Origin of the sequence: Williamsia sp. 1135 (genome assembly GCF_002095395.1) — a bacterium.
GTDB lineage: Bacteria > Actinomycetota > Actinomycetes > Mycobacteriales > Mycobacteriaceae > Williamsia.
Genome location: NZ_MJEI01000107.1, coordinates 373,664 through 391,779, shown reverse-complemented (window position 1 = coordinate 391,779; position 18,116 = coordinate 373,664). Strand labels below are relative to the sequence as shown.

Annotated in this window: 16 protein-coding genes; 3 read left to right on the top strand and 13 right to left on the bottom strand. The window is 63.9% G+C overall.

Annotation, left to right across the window (positions count from 1 at the left end; translation table 11 throughout):
• Position 1 precedes the first annotated feature (1 nt).
• Positions 2-2,020, bottom strand: a complete 2,019-nt coding sequence (locus tag BFL43_RS27995; RefSeq protein ID WP_240498544.1) for a TerD family protein — start codon at positions 2,018-2,020, stop codon at positions 2-4.
• Positions 2,021-2,141: 121 nt separating this feature from the next.
• On the opposite strand from BFL43_RS27995, the gene BFL43_RS27990 reads away from it, so the two are divergent.
• A complete protein-coding gene (locus tag BFL43_RS27990) occupies positions 2,142-2,552 on the top strand; it encodes a TIGR03618 family F420-dependent PPOX class oxidoreductase (protein ID WP_084896724.1) in 411 nt (136 codons plus the stop codon).
• 104 nt (positions 2,553-2,656) lie between these two features.
• Here the strand turns inward: BFL43_RS27990 and BFL43_RS27985 are convergent, their stop codons facing one another.
• Entirely contained in the window at positions 2,657-3,775 is a 1,119-nt protein-coding gene (locus tag BFL43_RS27985; protein WP_084896722.1) for a Xaa-Pro peptidase family protein, read from the bottom strand.
• A 180-nt stretch (positions 3,776-3,955) separates the two neighbouring features.
• Here BFL43_RS27985 and BFL43_RS27980 point away from each other — a divergent pair, with 180 nt between their 5' ends.
• Together BFL43_RS27980 and BFL43_RS27975 are read left to right on the top strand one after the other, a co-directional pair.
• Positions 3,956-4,981: an alpha/beta hydrolase gene (locus BFL43_RS27980; RefSeq protein WP_143695588.1), complete on the top strand. Its 1,026-nt coding sequence runs from the start codon at positions 3,956-3,958 to the stop codon at positions 4,979-4,981.
• Positions 4,982-5,038: 57 nt separating this feature from the next.
• The gene (locus tag BFL43_RS27975; protein WP_084896942.1) at positions 5,039-5,968 is read left to right on the top strand and encodes a 5'-3' exonuclease; all 930 of its coding nucleotides are present in this window, start codon (positions 5,039-5,041) and stop codon (positions 5,966-5,968) included.
• A 33-nt stretch (positions 5,969-6,001) separates the two neighbouring features.
• On the opposite strand, the gene BFL43_RS27970 is transcribed toward BFL43_RS27975, so the two are convergent.
• The 11 genes from BFL43_RS27970 to dop form a co-directional block, all read right to left on the bottom strand.
• Complete coding sequence (locus BFL43_RS27970) at positions 6,002-6,808, bottom strand: DUF4333 domain-containing protein (protein WP_084896720.1); 807 nt, start codon at positions 6,806-6,808, stop codon at positions 6,002-6,004.
• A 132-nt stretch (positions 6,809-6,940) separates the two neighbouring features.
• Complete coding sequence (locus BFL43_RS27965) at positions 6,941-9,742, bottom strand: DEAD/DEAH box helicase (protein ID WP_084896718.1); 2,802 nt, start codon at positions 9,740-9,742, stop codon at positions 6,941-6,943.
• Entirely contained in the window at positions 9,729-10,700 is a 972-nt protein-coding gene (tatC, locus tag BFL43_RS27960) for a twin-arginine translocase subunit TatC (RefSeq protein WP_084896716.1), read from the bottom strand. Before tatC ends, BFL43_RS27965 begins: the two co-directional genes overlap by 14 nt.
• A 107-nt stretch (positions 10,701-10,807) precedes the next feature.
• Entirely contained in the window at positions 10,808-11,071 is a 264-nt protein-coding gene (tatA, locus tag BFL43_RS27955) for a Sec-independent protein translocase subunit TatA (protein WP_084896714.1), read from the bottom strand.
• Positions 11,072-11,176: 105 nt separating this feature from the next.
• Entirely contained in the window at positions 11,177-12,163 is a 987-nt protein-coding gene (locus tag BFL43_RS27950; protein ID WP_084896712.1) for a YafY family protein, read from the bottom strand.
• The gene (locus tag BFL43_RS27945; protein ID WP_084896940.1) at positions 12,160-13,128 is read right to left on the bottom strand and encodes a WYL domain-containing protein; all 969 of its coding nucleotides are present in this window, start codon (positions 13,126-13,128) and stop codon (positions 12,160-12,162) included. Before BFL43_RS27945 ends, BFL43_RS27950 begins: the two co-directional genes overlap by 4 nt.
• 102 nt (positions 13,129-13,230) lie before the next feature.
• Entirely contained in the window at positions 13,231-14,589 is a 1,359-nt protein-coding gene (gene pafA, locus BFL43_RS27940; RefSeq protein ID WP_143695587.1) for a Pup--protein ligase, read from the bottom strand.
• 39 nt (positions 14,590-14,628) lie between these two features.
• Positions 14,629-15,396 carry a proteasome subunit alpha gene (gene prcA, locus BFL43_RS27935; protein WP_084896709.1) on the bottom strand — a complete coding sequence of 256 codons (768 nt, stop codon included), beginning with the start codon at positions 15,394-15,396 and terminating at the stop codon, positions 14,629-14,631.
• Entirely contained in the window at positions 15,393-16,262 is an 870-nt protein-coding gene (prcB, locus tag BFL43_RS27930; RefSeq protein ID WP_084896707.1) for a proteasome subunit beta, read from the bottom strand. The genes prcA and prcB overlap by 4 nt, the downstream gene beginning before the upstream one ends.
• Positions 16,259-16,453: a ubiquitin-like protein Pup gene (locus BFL43_RS27925; protein WP_084896705.1), complete on the bottom strand. Its 195-nt coding sequence runs from the start codon at positions 16,451-16,453 to the stop codon at positions 16,259-16,261. Before BFL43_RS27925 ends, prcB begins: the two co-directional genes overlap by 4 nt.
• Before the next feature lie 99 nt (positions 16,454-16,552).
• Positions 16,553-18,055 carry a depupylase/deamidase Dop gene (gene dop / locus BFL43_RS27920; RefSeq protein WP_084896704.1) on the bottom strand — a complete coding sequence of 501 codons (1,503 nt, stop codon included), beginning with the start codon at positions 18,053-18,055 and terminating at the stop codon, positions 16,553-16,555.
• Between the last annotated feature and the right edge of the window lie 61 nt (positions 18,056-18,116).

Below are 18,116 nucleotides of genomic sequence, written 5' to 3'. Positions count from 1 at the left end.
GTCAGCCCTTGGCGGGCTTCGCCGGCTTCGGTGACCGCAGAACCTGCACGACGTTTCGGTAGAACTCCTCGACCAGTTTGTTGGCCGAGATGACGACGTTTCCGCGGTTGCGAGAAAGCGTGTGGCCGCGAGTGATCTTGAACTGCTTGGGCAATTTGCCATCGGCCGGGACCAGCGCATCCGGCGACTCACGTAGCTGGCCCAGCAGTGCTCCGACGTTTGCGGAAGCCCGACCCGGAAGCACCGCCTCGACGAGGGTATCGACGTGGGCGTCAGGCATCTGTTTGACGATCCAGTTCACTCGCGTCACGGGCCGACCCTCACGAGGCGCGTCGACGAGAGTCGAGCATTCGACTGTGTCAGATCGCAGATCCACGGCGAGAGTCAGCGGCCCGGTCGCGCCGGGTACGCGGAGGGATCCGAACATCATCCCGGAGTCGGCGAGTTGCTGGATGCGGCTTGTGCTGTCAGGCCGATTACGCGGGAAGATCGGGCGGACATCGGTACTCAACAGACAAGACAAGTCATGGCCGATGTGGCGAACGAGCTGGTCGAACAGGTTGCAGACCTCGATGGCCCCCTTGTTGTCGACATTCAGTGTCCGGGTCTTCACAGCTTCTCGGACCTGGACCCATTGCGGTCCCATGTCGGTGAAGCCGTGCAGCCCGGACTTTGGATGCTGCAGGTATCGGACGAACTCCCGCAGCACCCAACTCTGTGTCGAATCCTGGACCTGTCGGTGCATCGACATCTGTATCGCAACAGAACGGATCTCATCCCAGGACAGGTGATGTAGTGAGACCTTCTTCAATTTGCGCTTGTCAATGGTGACCGGATGTTGATCGTGAGCACCCAACAGCTGGTTGCTCACCGTGATCACAGCGTCGAAACCGAGCTTCCGCGCGATGTCGACGTAGACCTCCACCTGACTGTCCTCGAGCTTCGCCGTTGACGATTTTGCTTCGACGAGCGCAGTCCATTGCTTCACGCCACGGGTGACTCGGATCAGGCCGTCGGGTCGATACTTCTTCTCGTTCCATTCGAACTCGGGCTCGATGAAGGTCTCGATCGTGCCGGCCGGCCCACTGCTTCGCCGGACAAGTTCTCGGCCGAACTCCCGCACCCCGTTCATCACCGACAGCAGTGCCGACACGGCGCGCCGCTCGCGCTCGTCACCACTCCCGATCGCGGACACCGAGAACAACCGCGCCCGATCCCATTCGGCCTCGTCGTTCAGATCGTTTCGCAAAGACCACTCAGGCAGCCTGGGTGGCCGCACGACCTTCTTGATGGTCATGGGAGCTGGATCAGCGATCGGTTCCATGTCGACAGACTGGAGGCCGTCGAGGTCCGAAGATGCCGCCGGTTCGTCGATCTCTTCCGCTATTGGACCGATCTCTGCGACTACCCCGGAACTGTCGGTGGTTGTTTGTTCATCGTCTATGTCGACCCCGAACTCCTGTGCCAGCGCAGAAAGCCCGCCCTCATACCCCTGGCCAAGTGCACGAAACTTCCACTCGTCGCCACGCCGGTAGAACTCTCCGAACAGCAGGGCCAAAACCGGTTCCTGCACCGCGACCTTGAAGACGACACTCGGCGACAACGATTCTGCAACCAGCAGGCTGATCTCCAGCTGGTCGGCGTTCGCGAACGTCAGCTCGGCATCGGAATCGAGACTCGCACCGACGACGATTCGGTCGACATCTGCAGGCAACGAGGCGAAATCGACGACGAGTACCTCACCTGGCGACCCTGTTGCATCGTTCGGCGACGGGGCTCGCTCCACAAGACGTACTGCACCGCCGGCGGCCTCGCGCTGGTTGTAAAAGACGAAATCAGCGTTGGTGCGTACCTTCCCGGCGTTGTCGAGGAGCAAGATGCTCACGTCGGGCCGAGCCGAACTCTCTGAGGGAAACTCACTGACGACGCCGACGACGATCTGCTCGTCACCACCACTGATCGATTCGAGGGAAAGATTCTGCCCACGAACGAGTTCGAGTGCTTCCACGGTCTGGTCCATCACGCGCCGACTATCGCACGTAGGCACCCGTTTGCGCAGGCAACAAAGGCTTCGTTGGTATGAAGAGATGACACGGCACTCGGAGGTGGAGCACCAGAGGACGGCAACTAGTCTCGATGACATGGCCAAATCTGCAGACGACCTCACCCCAGCGGCCCTCGAGTTCCTCACCGACCGCCATCTCGGCAGCCTCAGCACGGTCCGAGCCGCCGGAACGCCACACGTCGTTGCTGTTGGGTTCACCTACGACTCCGAGGCGCAGATCGTCCGGGTGATCACGTTCGAGGGCAGCCAAAAGGTGAAGAACGTCGGACGTGCCGGATACGCGGCGGTTTTCCAGGTGGACGGACCGCGGTGGCTCACGTTGGAGGGCGCGGCAGCCGTAAAGCGCGACGCCGACTCGATTGCCGAGGGCGTCAGGCGCTATGCGCTGCGGTACCGGCAGCCCAAGATCAACCCACGGCGAGTGGTCATCGAGATCAAGGTCGCACGCATCCTCGGCTCACAGAGCTTGCTCACCGCATCTGACTAGACCGCTGAGCACGTCCTGGCTGCGACTCCGCTCGCAGAACTCGGTCCCGCTCGGTCGACAGAGCGAGCGGGACCAAGTTTTGCGAGCGGGAGCGTGCGCTGGTGTCAGACGACTTTCAGCTCGTGCGGTTGCCGATTGAGCGGTTCACAACCGTCCTCGGTCACGATGACGATGTCTTCGATGCGCGCACCCCAGCTCCCCGGAAAATAGATCCCTGGCTCGATGCTGAACGCCATGCCCGGGGCCAGTGGGGTGTCATTGCCGGAGACGATGTACGGCTCCTCGTGCACCGACAATCCGATGCCGTGTCCGGTTCGGTGCACGAACTGCTCCCCGAGTCCTGCATCGATGAGGATGTCGCGGGCGGCAGCGTCGATCTGCTCGGCACGAACCCCGGGCCGCACTGCGGCGACAGCCGCGGCCTGCGCTTGCTGCAAGATCGCGTACTGCTCGGTGACGGTACTCGAAGCTGTTCCCACACAATAGGTTCGAGTGCAGTCGGAGTTGTAGCCCGGCTCGACCGGTCCGCCGATGTCGACCACGACCACGTCGCCGTCCTCGATCACACGATCGGACACCTCGTGGTGGGGATCGGCGCCGTTGGGACCAGAACCCACGATGATGAACTCGGCCCCGGTGTGCCCTTCGGCGATGATCGCTGCCTCGATGTCCGCGGCAACCTCACTCTCGGTACGGCCGGCCTTGAGCCATTCACCCACCCGGGCGTGCACGCGGTCGATGGCCGCACCCGCCTCACGCAGCGAGTCGATCTCGGCCTGGTCTTTGACCATCCGCAGCTCTCGGAGCACCGCGGTGGCCAGTTCCGGGCCGAACCCGATTCGGGCCGCCAAGGGGACAGTGTGCAGGGCGGGCGCAACATCCGACACCGCATATCGGCCGATCTCATCGCCGAGGGCCGCTGTGGCCAGAGCGTACGGATCCTGGCCATCGACCCAATCGTGAATCGGCAGTCCGAGCTCGCCGACAGCCGACTCGCGGAGCGCCGCGAGCTCGAGTCGCGGCACCACTACCTGGGCCTCGCGGTCAGGGCTGATCACGAGAGCCGTCAGCCGCTCGAAGGTCGCCGCGCGGGAACCCGTCAGGTAGCGAAGATCGGGCCCAGGTGTGATGAATAGCGCGGTCAGCCCCGCTTCTGCGGTCAACTTCTGCGCCCGCTCGAGCCGTGACCTGTACACCGATGCCGAAAATCTCTGCTCCACCATGTACCCAAGGCTAACGGCTGAACCGAATGTGGCATCGTGAAGAACCGATGAAGCATCGAACGCGCAGTAGCGCAGTGTCGCACCCCGTACTCGGCGGCCAGACCATTCCCTGGCCACTGAACAGGCGAAGTTCGCCGCTTGGCCCCAAGATAGACGGAACAACACAACGAGGAGGTCACCGTGGACCGTGAAGGCACGCCGCGCCGTCTTCGCGCGGTTCCGAGTGACGCCACACCCGTGCAATTCGCCACGCTGCACGGATACAAGCGCGCATATCGCATGGCAGGCAGCGGGCCCGCCGTCCTGCTCCTGCACGGCATCGGCGACAACTCGCTGGCGTGGGAGCCGCTGTTCGATCAGCTCACCGAGAAGTTCACCGTGATCGCACCAGACTTTCTGGGTCACGGCTTCTCGGATCGTCCGCGCGCGGACTACTCGGTGTCGGCCTTTGCCAACGGGATGCGCGACCTCCTCACCTACCTCGACATCGAGCGAGTGACCGTCGTGGGGCACTCGCTCGGCGGAGGAGTTGCCGGACAGTTCGCCTATCAGTACCCCGAACTCGTCGAACGTCTCGTGCTGGTGGGAACCGGCGGTGTCACCAAGGACGTCAACCCCGCACTGCGCGCGTTGTCACTTCCGTTCTCCGAATACGTTCTCGGCCTCATGTCGATTCCTGCAGTCTTCTCGACGTTCTCCACCGCCGCCAAGTCTTTGCAGAACTTGATCCCTGCCGCCCTGTTCACCGACAACAACGAGATCGTGCGGGTCCTCGAACGCATGCCCGAGAAAGGCTCGGCTGAAGTCTTTGCCCGCACACTGCGCTCAGCGGTGGACTGGCGCGGGCAGGTCGTGACCATGCTGGACCGCTGCTACCTCAGCGCGGGCATTCCGACATTGATCGTGTGGGGTTCGGACGATCAGGTGATACCTGTGGCCCACGCCCACATGCTGCACAGCGCGATGCCAGGATCTCAACTGGAAGTGTTCGACGGCGCGGGACACTTTCCATTCCGTGATGATCCGGACCGATTCCTCGAACTGTTCTTCACGTTCGTGGCCGCCACCAACCCCGCGGTCATCTCACGAAATGACGTGAAAGCCAAGCTCCGGCAGGGTCCTTCCGAGAAACCGCTGACCGGTGACAGCGGAACACGACTTGCGGTACTCGATGCGTTGGGAAACGACGAGCGAAGCGCGACTTAACTCGGTCCCGTCGGGCGTCGGCCGATCTGGCATGGTTGAGGCATGAGCCCCCCGGTGATGTTGCTCGACGGTGCGAGTCTGTGGTTTCGGGCCTTTCATGCCCTTCCCGAGAAGATGACGGCGCCGGACGGCCGCCCGGTCAACGCGGTGCGAGGCTTCATCGACATGATCGCGTCACTGGTGACCCGCGAGCATCCGCACCGACTCGTGGTGTGCCTCGATCTCGACTGGCGGCCGGCGTTCCGCACCGACCTCATCCCGTCCTACAAGGCGCACCGAGTGGCCGAAGAGGCCACGGACGGGTCAGAGGAAGTTCCGGACACCCTGACGCCTCAGGTCGACATGATCATGAGAGTCCTTGCTGCCGCCGGTATTGCGACCGCCGGAGCGGAGGGTTGCGAGGCGGACGATGTCCTCGGCACGCTTGCCGACAGCGAAGGTACCGACCCGGTCATCGTGGTCAGTGGAGATCGAGATCTGCTGCAGGTGGTCGCCGACGATCCCGTTCCGGTGCGGGTGTTGTACGTGGGACGCGGACTCGCCAAGGCCGAGATGTATGGCCCGGCCGAGGTCGCCGAACGATACGACCTCCCCACAGACAACCCCGGATCCGCGTACGCCGAGATGGCGATACTGCGCGGTGATCCCTCCGATGGCCTACCCGGAGTTGCCGGTATCGGAGAGAAGACCGCGTCAAAACTGTTGCACGAGTTCGGCAACCTCGATGAGCTGCAGCGTGCCGCTTCCACCGCCGACAAACGAGTATCGACCCGGCAACGCAAGTCACTTGCTGAGGGCGCGGACTATCTCAGCGCGGCACGCACGGTCGTCTTCGTGCGGACCGATGCCGACATCGTAGGACTGGGCGACGATCATCTACCATCCGAACCGGCGGATCCCGCCGGGCTCGCCGACCTCATCGAAGAACTCGGAATCGGCTCCTCGGTGGGCCGGCTCAGCAAAGCGCTCGGCTGGCAGGTCGGCTGACCAGCGCAACAGCACTCCGGTCCGCGTGCTCGATCATGCTGCGGTGGGTTGCCCTACCTCGTACTTGCCGTCATCGTCGAGGAACGTGATCTTCACCTGCTGATTGGCCCCTGCAACGGTGGCGGTGCAGGTGAAGGTGTCGCCCTTCTTGATTTCTTTGTCTTTCGGGCACTGCACGTTCTGCACATCTTTCGCCTGATAGTCGGTCTCGAGGACCGTCTTCACACCTTCTTGTGCGGCATCCTGACTCAAAACCTTGGTGACCGCGAACCCCGGCGCCAGAAACGCGGTGACGAGGAGTACGACCGCGATCAACGCGACCACGCCCGCTCCCACGAACAGCGGCAGGTTCTTCTTCGCCTTCGGCGGCGCCATGTTCGCGAACTGGTCCGGACCGCCCTGACCGCCCTGACCGAATTGGCCGGGTTGTCCGTACTGGCCGGCTTGACCCGGCTGGCCGTACTGACCGGGCTGCCCGTACTGGCCCGCGTTCTGCGGTGCACCGAATTGCTGACCCGCAGGCTGACCATACTGTCCGGGCTGCTGACCATATTGCCCAGGCTGTCCCGGCTGGTGACCGTATTGCCCCGGCTGACCGTAGCTGCCGCCGGGAGGCTGCTGCGGGTACCCGGCGGGGGGCGCCCCGTACTCCTGCGGTGCCTGCCCGCCCCAACCCTGTTGCGGCGGTTGACCTTGTGGCGCCTGTCCCTGAGGTTGTTGTTCGCCTGGTCCGGGAGGCTGGTACTGCGTCTGGCTCCACTGATCAGGCTGACCGCCCGGCTGCCACGCATCAGGCGCCCCCGTGCTGCCCGGATTGTTGGGGTCGTGTGGCCCGCTCATGTTGTCCCTCCGCTTGTCCTCACCGCACCGAAGTTACGGGGATCACCGACCCCGAACATACCGCACATGCCGGGCCTGCTTCGGAAGGCACAATCCGCGCCAGGGCCGATGTTGTGGCACCAGCAATCAGGCTCAACCGAGCTCGACGGCCACCACACCACGGCGGATACCGGCGATCGCGGCTGTGGCCGACTTCGTCAACCGGGATTCTCCGGACGATTCCAGGCTTGCCGCAGTGCGTATCTGTTCCAGCAGATCGATGACCTGCCGGCTCCACCGCACGAAATCACCTGCAGGCAGCGAGGTACCGCGTTCGCCCGCTGCGGCGAGTACCTCGGTCAGGCTCCGGCCGGACGCCCAGAGGTAGATGGCTGTGGCGAATCCGGCGTCGGGCTCCCGGGTGGGTTCGATCAGATGGCTCATCTCGATCCGCGTCAGCGCCTGCCACGCCGCGTGGGTGCGGCTCAGTGCCTCACGGACGCTGGCGACACCGGTGACGAGTTCCGCGCCGCCGTAAGAATCGCGGCGCGATTCGTATACGACCGACGACGCGACGGCCGCGAGTTCGGCGGCGCCGAGCTGATCCCACAGCCCGGACCGGATGCATTCGCAGATCAGCAGGTCGCTTTCGCTGTACACGCGGCTCAGGGTGTCCCCTGCTGTGGTCACCATCAGGTCGCCGTTGGACTTACCTGCGTTCTGTTCGAGATAACCGAGTTCTTTCAGAACTCCGACGATCCGGTCGAAGTTGATCGACAGGGTGGACGTGCGTTGTGCGACCGACTCCTCCAGCGACGCGATCTCTCGCGCGACGCGATTGCGTCGTTCCGCGAGTCGAAAGAGCTCGTCGTGTTGCGGTATCTGGTGTGCCGGGTGCTCGCGCAACTCGGAACGCAGCCGCGCGAGTCCGGTGTCGTCGGCTGCCTGCGTACGTTTGCTCTGCTTGCCCTTCGGCATGTCTATCCCCGCAGACCTCAACGCGGACGCGAGATCTCGTCGACCGCGGCCGGTTCGCCGGTCGATCTGCTTGGCCAGCCGCATGTTTCCGAGGACCTGCGGCGGGTTGAGGAAATCACGGGGTCCGACGCGGCCACACCAGGCGTCTTCACAAATCACCAGTGGCTTCGGGTCGCGAATGTCGGTCGCGGCCTCGAGGACCACAGCCAATCCACGATGTCTGCCCCCGTGCAGCCCGATCACCTGCCCGCGTTTGAGAGCGGAGAGATCCTCGACCGTGCTCTGCTGGGTGGCCATGCGGTTTTCGAACTTCAAGGAACGCTCGCGTGAGCGGATTTCTTCGCGCAGTCGCGTATAGCCCAGGAAGCCGTCGATTCCCCCGTCGAGGCCCCGGCCTTCGGCCCGATTCTCGAGTTCGATCTCGATCTTGCGGAGCTGTCGCCGCGCAGTGTCGATCTGCCGCGCCTGACCCACCACCGACTTGTCGGCCTGGAACTGCGCGAAGGATCGGTCGAGGAGATTGCGGGAGCCGGCGAGTCCGAGCCTGCCGATCAGGTTCACCGCCATGTTGTATTCGGGCGCGAACGAGCTCCGCAGTGGAAACGTTCTCGCCCCGGCGAGCCCCGCCACCCGGGTGGGCTCGAGATCGTCGGTCCAGACGACAACCGCATGTCCTTCGACGTCGATACCGCGGCGGCCCGCGCGGCCGGTCAGCTGCGTGTACTCCCCCGGTGTCAGGTCGACGTGGGCCTCTCCGTTGAACTTGATCAGGCGCTCGAGCACCACTGACCGCGCCGGCATGTTGATGCCCAGAGCCAGTGTTTCCGTTGCGAATACGGCCTTCACCAGCCCCTTCACGAAGAGCTCCTCGACGGCATGCCGGAACGCAGGGAGCAATCCGGCATGATGCGCGGCGAACCCCCGGGTCAGGCCTTCCCGCCAAGTGGGCACCCCGAGAATGTCTTGATCGGACGCCGACAGTTCGGACACGTACTTGTCGACGATGCGATTGACTTCGTCGGCCTGGTGCGGCTCCAGCAGACGTAGCCCCGACCGAAGGCATTGACTCAATGCGCCCTCACACCCGGCGCGAGAGAAGATGAATCCGATGGCAGGCAACAACCCGTCGCGGTCGAGCCTGGCGATCAGATCAGGTCGAGAAATCGGGCGGGTGCCGTCCCGTCGCCCATCGCTCCGCTGCGATCCGCCGCGGCGCCCCCGTGATCCACGCGGCGAGTAGTCATCGTCCCGACGGGCAGCCAGCTCGCGGTGCCTGATGTAACGGGTCAGTTCGGGGTTCACCGCCGGCTTCTTGTTCGGCGCAGTCGGATCCTTGCGGTCGAACAGGTCGAAGAGTCGGTTCCCGACGATCATGTGCTGGCTGAGAGGAATCGGGCGATGGTCGTCGACGATCACGGTCGTGTCGCCGCGGACTGTTTGAATCCAGGATCCGAACTCCTCCGCGTTGCTGACGGTCGCCGACAGGCTGACCACTCGCACGGACGGCGCCAGATGAAGGATCACCTCTTCCCAGACCGCACCGCGGAAGCGGTCGGCCAGGAAGTGGACCTCGTCCATCACCACGTGCGACAAATGCTCCAAGGCAGGAGAATTCGCGTAGATCATGTTCCGCAGGACTTCGGTCGTCATGACCACGACCGGTGCATTCGAGTTCACCGACGAGTCGCCCGTCAGCAGTCCGATCGAGTCCGCTCCGTGTGCCCGGACGAGGTCGGCATACTTCTGGTTGCTCAACGCCTTGATGGGCGTGGTGTAGAAACACTTGCTTCCGGCGGCGAGGGCGAGATGCACCGCGAACTCACCGACGATCGTCTTGCCTGCGCCGGTCGGAGCGCACACCAGCACACCGTGACCATCGGCCAGCGCGGCGCACGCGTCGAGCTGGAACGGGTCGAGTGCGAAAGCCTGGCGCGCGGAGAACTTTTCCAGTTCTACGCCGGTGTCAGAGAGTGTCATCGTAGTGATCGACTCCGCTCGCCGAGGAGGTGGCCGACACCGGCGCCGACGATCGGACGGGTGCCGTCGCCGGTTCGGCAGGTGACGCGGGGGCGATCGGCGAGGCCTCGTCGTCGCTGACGTTGCCCCACTCCAACGCTTCCCGCTTGGCCTTGCGCTTGTCGTGGATGCGGGCGATCTGGATCGCGAACTCGAGCAGGATGCACAGGGCAACCGCCAGCGCCAGCATCGTGAACGGGTCGTTACCGGGGGTCGCCACGGCTGCGAACACGAACATCCCGAAGTTCAGGCCGCGGCGCCAGGCCTTCAGCTTCGCGTAGGGCAACACCCCGATCAAGTTCAGCGAGACGATCAGCAGGGGTATCTCGAAGCTCACGCCGAAGATCAACAGCAGGTGCAGCAGGAAGTTGAAGTACTGGTCGCCGGCGAGCGCCGTGATCTGGACGTTGTCACCGACGGTGAGCAGGAACTCGAACGCCTTGCTGACCACCATGTACGCGAGAATGGCGCCACCGATGAACAGGATGGCCGCGGCAGTGACAAAGGAGACCGCGTACTTGCGCTCTTTCGAGTGCATACCGGGTGTGATGAACGACCAGAGTTGGTAGAACCAGACCGGGCAGGCCATCACGAAACCTGCGGTCAACGCCACCTTGAGGCGAAGCATGAACTGATCGAACGGACCGGTCGCGAGAAGCCGACAGGCATCGTCGGTTGTGAGGTTCGCCCGTGAGGACGCCGGCAGGTCGCAATAGGGCTGACGCAGCAGGTCACCGAGGGAATCCATGCCGAGTACGCCGTGGGAGTACCACAGGAAGCCGAGGATCGTGGTGAACGCGATGGCGGCCACTGAAATCAGCAGCCGGGTCCGCAACTCGCGAAGGTGGTCGACCAACGACATGGTGCCATCGGGATTGACCTTGCGCTTACGGCGCCGAGGGTCGAGAGGAATGCGCACTGGTGGACTGTTTTCAGATCAGTTGCTGGTGGATTGGCACCAAGCCGGATCGATCACCGAACTCTCATGAACGGTGAACTGCCTTGCTGCCAACAGGACCGTGATCGTTACGCGGATCGACGCTCGGTGTCGGGGTTCGTCTGCGACGGCGTAGAACCATCGAGGCCGGAGGTGATCTGTGGCGCGGCATCAGCGGACGGCGCCTCGCCCTCGGGCTTGCCATCGTTCTGCATCTCTTTGATCTCGCTCTTGAAGATGCGCATGGAGCGGCCGAGGCCGCGTGCCGCGTCAGGCAGCTTTTTCGAACCGAACAAAAGTATGAAGACGGCGACGACAATGACGATGTGCCACCAGCTGAGTGCTCCAGTCATTGAACTACCTTTCTGACAAAATCGATAAGGGCATAATCGACTATGGGTCGATGCTACCGGAGTTGGTGTCCCGGACTGGCGTCCCGGACCGGGTTTGCCGAACGTTCACACCGAATCCGATGTGTTCTGCAAATACATTGCCAGCGCAGCCGTGGCCCGATCAGTGACAGCAGCGCTGACAGCCGGGTTGTCGAGAACACGGATCTTGCCACCGAAACTGGCGATGAACCGGGTCAGCCACTCCGCGGAACCGTACGTCATGGTCGCCAGCAGCGGCTTCGTCGAATCCGGAATCGCGTCGGGGTCGGCGGGCTCGATCAGGTAGTACTCCATCACCCAGATCACATCGGAATCGATCTCGATCAAGGCGGACGGTAGCGCCGGGTCGGATTCGAACAGGCCCAGTGCGGCCGAGTCGTCGGTGCCGTGAGGCGGCGTGGCCGGTTCATCGAGCACCACGGCTTCGTCGATACGGTCGAATCGGAACAGCCGGATCCCATCGCTGTCGCGGCACCAGGCTTCCAGATAACCGTTGCCCTCCACCGCCTGCAGTCGTACCGGATCCACGATTCGGTCCGTGATCGCGTCGCGGGACGCGGAGTAGTACCGCAGGCGAAGGGCGCGCTTGTCTCGAACTGCGACGCGGACGGCCACAACCGCTTTGGATTCGGCAGGTCCGGCGTCAGTGGGTGCCGTGATACCCGAACCCGACGACGGGCCCATCGCCGCTTCGATCTTCGCGATGGCCGTGCGCGCAGAACCTGTATCGACTACTCCCGCTGTGTCGATCAGCGCGCGCAGCGCGATGAGCAACGGCGCGGCCTCGGCCGCGGTCAAGCGAAGTGGATGATCGATGCCCGCCGAAAAGGTGACCTCGATGCTTTCCTCGGTGAACGACAGATCGATCAGGTCTCCGGGTGAATACCCCGGTAACCCGCACATCCACAGTTGGTTGAGGTCACTCATCACCTGTTTGCTGGTGGTGCCCAGATCCCGCGCCGCCGTCGCGGCGCTGACACCGGGATGAGCCTGTAGGTACGGAACCATGACCAGCAGCCGGGTGAGGTGAGACGTCGTTGTCGGAGAACTCATCGCCCTCCCCCGACCAGTGCCCGCAGTTCGTTGACGACGTGGTCCCGGAGTTCGGCGGGTTCCACGACGACCGCATCCGCTCCGGCGCCGAGCACCTGCCGGGACAGTCCATCGATCGAGTTCATCGCGACGTCCAGGACCGTACCGTCGCGGCCGGCGAAAACACCGGGCGACGACGCCGCCGCAATCCGCCGCAGACCGGCGGCGCGATTGTCCGCCACCCAGATCTTGGCGATACGGGGCGGTCCCGACACGGTCACCGCATCGGCCACGATTGCCCGTAGATCCACGTCGTCGGGTTGTACGACCACGCCTGATTTGCCGAACGGTTCCACCGAGGCGATCCGGGACAGCCGAAAGGTCCGGGGCTCGCCTCGATCTACATCGTGGCCGACCAGGTACCAACGCCGCTGGTGGGTGACAACGCCCCACGGCTTCATCGTTCGTGTCTGATACGGCTGGTTCTTGGCCGAGCGATGCTCGAAACGGACCTGCCGACGGGCATCGACCGCCGCCAGGAGGGTCGTCAGGACCTCCTGGGAACCGATCCCGCGAGGCGCCGAAGAATGGATGGAGGGAGCCGATTCCTCGAAGACGGCGTCTGCGTCGACCTGCACCCCCGCGGCGCGCAACTTCATCAGCGCACTGTGGGTGTTGGCGGCGAGCCCGGGCGAATCCCACAAGGCCGCAGCCAGCGCGACTGCCGCGGCCTCTTCCTCGGTCAGGTCGACGTCACTGAGCTCGTAGGCATCGCGGTCGATGCGGTAGCCGTCGACCGGCGACAGTCCTGAGCTACGTCCGGTCTCCAGCGGGATACCCAGATCCCGGAGTTCGTTCTTGTCCCGCTCGAACATGCGGTTGAACGCCTCGTCGGACTTGGACGTCTCGTAACCGCCCACGATCTTGCGAATCTGTTCGGCGGACAAGAACTGCCGCGTCGAGAGCAGGCAGATGACCAGGTTCATCTGTCGCTCCACCTTCGCCTTGGGCTTTGGGGCTCCGCCGATCCCACTTCCCCCGGGCTTGATTCCTGACTCTGCCACCCGCCCAGACTAGTGCCGCGCGGTCTACATGGAGGCGATCAGCCGTTCGACGCGCTCATCGACATTGCGGAAGGGGTCCTTGCACAGGACTGTGCGCTGGGCCTGGTCGTTGAGTTTGAGGTGAACCCAATCGACCGTGAAGTCACGCCCCGCCTTCTGTGCCGCGGCGATGAAGTCCCCGCGCAGTTTCGCCCTCGTGGTCTGCGGCGGTGTGTCGACGGCGGCGGCGATCGCCTCGTCTGTGGTGACCCGGGCGGCCAGACCCTTGCGTTGCAGCAGGTCGAAGACACCGCGACCACGCTTTATGTCGTGGTACGCAAGGTCGAGTTGAGAGATCTTCGGATCGGACAGCTCCATCGAGTAACGGTCCTGGTAGCGCTGGAACAGCTTGCGCTTGATGACCCAGTCGATCTCGGTGTCGACCTTCGCGTAGTCCTGCTGCTCGACCGCGTCGAGCATCCGGCCCCAGAGGTCGACGACCTGGGTCATGTTCTGATCCGGCTTGCGGGTGCGCAGGTGCTCGACGGCGCGCACGTGGTACTCGCGCTGGATGTCGAGCGCGCTCGCCTGTCGGCCGCCGGCCAGCCGAACCGGACGACGTCCGGTGAGATCATGCGAGACCTCCCGAATCGCCCGGATCGGGTTGTCGAGGGCGAAGTCCCGGAACGAGACGCCCGATTCGATCATCTCAAGCACCAGAGCGGCTGATCCGACCTTGAGCATCGTCGTGGTCTCGGCCATGTTTGAGTCGCCGACGATTACATGTAGTCGCCGGTACTTCTCGGCGTCCGCGTGCGGCTCGTCTCGGGTGTTGATGATCGGCCGGCTGCGGGTGGTCGCCGACGAGACGCCCTCCCAGATGTGTTCGGCACGCTGGGACAGACAGAAGGTCGCGGCCTTCGGCGTCTGCAGGACTTTGCCTGCGCCGCAGATCAGCTGGCGGGTGACCAGGAACGGGAGCAGCACGTCGGAGATCCGCGAGAACTCTCCGGCGCGAACCACCAGGTAATTCTCGTGGCAACCATACGAATTACCTGCTGAGTCGGTGTTGTTCTTGAACAGGTAGATGTCACCGCCGATCCCCTCATCGGCGAGACGCCGCTCGGCGTCCACCAGAAGGTCTTCCAGCACCAGCTCGCCGGCCCGATCGTGCTCGATCAGTTGCTGGAGGTTGTCGCATTCGGCAGTCGCGTACTCGGGATGCGACCCGACGTCCAGATAGAGCCGCGCCCCGTTCTGCAGGAACACGTTCGACGAACGCCCCCACGAGACCACCCGGCGGAAGAGATACCGCGCAACTTCGTCGGGACTGAGCCGACGATGCCCGTGAAAAGTACACGTCACACCGAATTCGGTTTCGATACCCATTATTCGTCGTTCCACGATTTCAACCTACCGTCGAGTGTCCTGGTGGGTAGTGCTTCAGCTTTCGGTCGAGCCTTCCGGGAGAAGATCGACCAAGGTCGAACCTGTCAGTCGCCGGAATGCGCGCCGGGGCCGACCGTGATCGAGAATCGCGACCTCGAGGTCGCTTGGCTCGAGCTTGCGTGGCTCCGGAGCAGGCGCCGGGGTCGACGATGATGACGACGAGGAAGAACCCGAGCCATTCGATGCAGCCGGGGTCTGCAACGCGCTGATCGCGGACGCCAGAGCACTTCGCAGATCAGCCTCGGAGTCGTACGACTCCTTCATCGACGCCGAGATCGCCTCGGTGGTGCCGCCCATGACGAGAAACTTGGTCTCGTCGACGATCGATCCGTCATAGGTGATCCGGTAGAGCTGCGACGGACCGGGCTTGCCGGGACGGCTCACCTCGGCAACACACAACTCGACCTCGTAAGGCTTCGGCTGCTCGGTGAACACCGAACCCAGCGTGCTGGCGTACGCATTTGCCAACGACAAACCACTGACATCGAGCCTGTCGTACTGATATCCGCGCATGTCGGCGTGCTGGATGCCCGCCTTACGCAGACTCTCGAACTCGTTGTACTTGCCGACCGCCGCGAAACCGATGCGGTCGTAGATCTCGCTGACCTTGCGCAGGGTGTTCGACGGGTTCTCGGCAACGAACAGCACTCCGTCGGCGTAGGTGAGCGCTACGACGCTGCGCCCGCGTGCGATGCCCTTGCGGGCCAGCTCCGAACGGTCGCGCATGATCTGTTCGGCACTCGCGTAATACGGGAAGGTCATGCTTCACCACCTGCACTGACGCCACCATTGGCAGTCCGGGTCGAGCTCCGGTTCGCTTCGTCTCCCGCTGCGGAACGACGGGAGATGACGGAGCGCGCTGCTTCTTCGATGTCTTCGGCCGGGACGACCGTCGCACCGTCGGGACCGACTGTCGCCGCGGTCGGATAGAGACCACGCACCATGTCCGGTCCGCCGGTCGCGGAGTCGTCGTCGGCCGCGTCGTACAGCGACTCGACAGCGATCTCGAGCGCCTGCGCCGCGGTCATGTCGTGGCGATACAGCTTTTTGATGGCAGACTTCGCGAACACCGAACCCGAGCCGATTGCCTGGTAGCCGCCGTGTTCCTCGTGTCGATCACCGGCGACGTCGAAGGAGAAGATGCGGCCTGGACGCTGCGGATCGATCGCATCCGAGTCGTAACCGACGAGCAGCGGAATCGCTGCCAGACCGGCCATCGCGGCCTCCAAGTTCGAACGGACCATCGACGCGAGGCGGTTGACCTTGCCATCGAGCGTGAGCGATACGCCTTCGATCTTCTCGTAGTGCTCGAGCTCCACGGCGAACAGCCGGATCATCTCGATGGCCACGCCGGCTGTGCCCGCGATACCCGCCGCTGAGTACTCGTCGGTGATGAACACCTTCCGCATGTCGCGGCTGGCGATCAGGTGACCTGCAGTGGCACGACGATCGCCCGCGATCACCACCCCACCGGGGTAGGTGATCGCGACGATGGTGGTGCCGTGCGGAATGTTCGCGGTAGCCCCCTCCGGAAACCTGTTCTTGGGCAACAAGTCTGGAGCGTAATTACGCAGGTAGTCGGAAAACGATGAGATGTCCTGGCCGAGAGACCGGATTCGATCGGTCACTGGCCGCCCTTCTGGACATAGGCACGGACGAAGTCCTCGGCATTTTCTTCGAGTACATCATCGATCTCGTCGAGCAGGTCGTCGGTGTCGTCGGCCAGCTTTTCACGGCGTTCCTGACCGGCACCCGAATCGGGACCCGATTCATTGTCGTCGTCATTACCGCCCGTGCGCTTGGTTTGTTCCTGCGCCATCGCTGCCTCCTTCAGACCACGGTCCCGCAGGGACCGCTCGTACTGTTCACCCTACCGGGCCAAGGGGATCTCGCCTGGTATATGCCGACGCGGGCCGCACTACGGATTGGTCAGCTGATTAACCAGTTCCGCCGCCGAATTCACCGAATCGAGCAGTTCACCGACGTGGGCCCGACTCCCCCGGAGTGGTTCGAGCGTCGGAATGCGGACCAGCGACTCACCGCCGAGGTCAAAGATCACCGAATCCCAACTAGCCGCCGCGATGTCGGCACCGAACCTGCGCAGACATTCGCCGCGGAAGTACGCCCGGGTGTTCTCGGGAGGCGACCCGATCGCATCCATGACCTGCTGCTCGGTGGTGAGGCGCTTCATGGAGCCACGGGCGACCAAACGGTTGTACAGCCCCTTGTCGAGCCGGACATCGGAGTACTGCAAGTCCACCAGGTGCAGCCGGGGCGCCGACCAGGCCAGGTTCTCGCGCTGGCGGAAACCCTCGAGCAATCGGAGTTTCGCGGGCCAGTCGAGGAGGTCTGCGCACTCCATCGGATCGCGCTCGAGTTTGTCGAGTACGTCCGCCCAGGTGTCGATCACGTCCTTGGCCCGCAGGTCGTCACTGTGGTTGGCATCGTGGAAAGCCGACACGCGCTCGTGGTAGATCCGTTGCAGCGCAAGCGCCGTCATCTCCCGCCCATCGGCGAGCGCGACCGTTGCCTGCAGCGTCGGATCGTGGCTGATCACATGGACGGCGTGCACCGGCCTGGCGAGTTCGAGGTCGCTGAGCTCCACCCCCGCCTCGATGAGGTCGAGCACCAGGCAGGCCGTGCCCACCTTCAGATACGTGGCAGTCTCCGCCAGATTGGCGTCGCCGATGATCACGTGCAGACGGCGGTAGCGCTCGGGGTCAGCGTGCGGCTCGTCGCGGGTGTTGATGATGCCGCGCTTGAGCGTGGTCTCCAGCCCGACCTCTACCTCGATGTAATCGGCGCGCTGGCTCAGTTGAAAGCCGGTTTCGTCGCCGGATTGACCGATACCGACCCGACCCGACCCGGTGAACACCTGACGCGATGCAAAGAACGGGGTGAGGCCGGTGATCACCGACGTGAAGGGGGTCGAGCGCGCCATGAGGTAGTTCTCGTGGGTGCCGTACGAGGCGCCTTTGTTGTCGATGTTGTTCTTGTACAGCTGCAGTTTCGGGGCGCCCGGCACGCTCGCGACATGCCGCGCCGCCGCCTCCATGACCCGTTCCCCGGCTTTGTCCCAGATGACGGCGTCGAGCGGATCGGTGACTTCCGGAGCGGAATACTCCGGGTGGGCGTGGTCGACATACAGCCGAGCACCGTTGGTGAGGATCATGTTGGCGGCGCCGACCTCGTCGGCATCGATGATGGGAGCCGGGCCGGAGCTGCGGCCCAGATCGAACCCGCGGGCATCGCGCAACGGCGACTCGACCTCATAGTCCCAGCGTGTCCGCTTCGCACGGGGAACGCCGGCGGCCGCCGCGTAGGCGAGAACAGCCTGGGTCGAGGTCATGATCGGGTTGGCACCTGGATCGTTCGGTGCCGAGATCCCGTACTCGACTTCGGTTCCGATTATGCGTTGCATGCCCCGAGCCTAGCTGTGCGACCGCACGGCCATGTCGCGCGCTCCTCGCCGCAGGACTCGG

What these genes read in the sequence shown, in the direction of transcription:
- BFL43_RS27995 (WP_240498544.1), bottom strand. Translation starts at nt 2,020, where the DNA reads ATGGACCAGACCGTGGAAGCACTCGAACTCGTTCGTGGGCAGAATCTT.
- BFL43_RS27990 (WP_084896724.1), top strand. Translation starts at nt 2,142, where the DNA reads ATGGCCAAATCTGCAGACGACCTCACCCCAGCGGCCCTCGAGTTCCTC.
- BFL43_RS27985 (WP_084896722.1), bottom strand. Translation starts at nt 3,775, where the DNA reads ATGGTGGAGCAGAGATTTTCGGCATCGGTGTACAGGTCACGGCTCGAG.
- BFL43_RS27975 (WP_084896942.1), top strand. Translation starts at nt 5,039, where the DNA reads ATGTTGCTCGACGGTGCGAGTCTGTGGTTTCGGGCCTTTCATGCCCTT.
- BFL43_RS27970 (WP_084896720.1), bottom strand. Translation starts at nt 6,808, where the DNA reads ATGAGCGGGCCACACGACCCCAACAATCCGGGCAGCACGGGGGCGCCT.
- BFL43_RS27965 (WP_084896718.1), bottom strand. Translation starts at nt 9,742, where the DNA reads ATGACACTCTCTGACACCGGCGTAGAACTGGAAAAGTTCTCCGCGCGC.
- tatA (WP_084896714.1), bottom strand. Translation starts at nt 11,071, where the DNA reads ATGACTGGAGCACTCAGCTGGTGGCACATCGTCATTGTCGTCGCCGTC.
- BFL43_RS27950 (WP_084896712.1), bottom strand. Translation starts at nt 12,163, where the DNA reads ATGAGTTCTCCGACAACGACGTCTCACCTCACCCGGCTGCTGGTCATG.
- BFL43_RS27945 (WP_084896940.1), bottom strand. Translation starts at nt 13,128, where the DNA reads ATGAACCTGGTCATCTGCCTGCTCTCGACGCGGCAGTTCTTGTCCGCC.
- prcA (WP_084896709.1), bottom strand. Translation starts at nt 15,396, where the DNA reads ATGACCTTCCCGTATTACGCGAGTGCCGAACAGATCATGCGCGACCGT.
- BFL43_RS27925 (WP_084896705.1), bottom strand. Translation starts at nt 16,453, where the DNA reads ATGGCGCAGGAACAAACCAAGCGCACGGGCGGTAATGACGACGACAAT.
- dop (WP_084896704.1), bottom strand. Translation starts at nt 18,055, where the DNA reads ATGCAACGCATAATCGGAACCGAAGTCGAGTACGGGATCTCGGCACCG.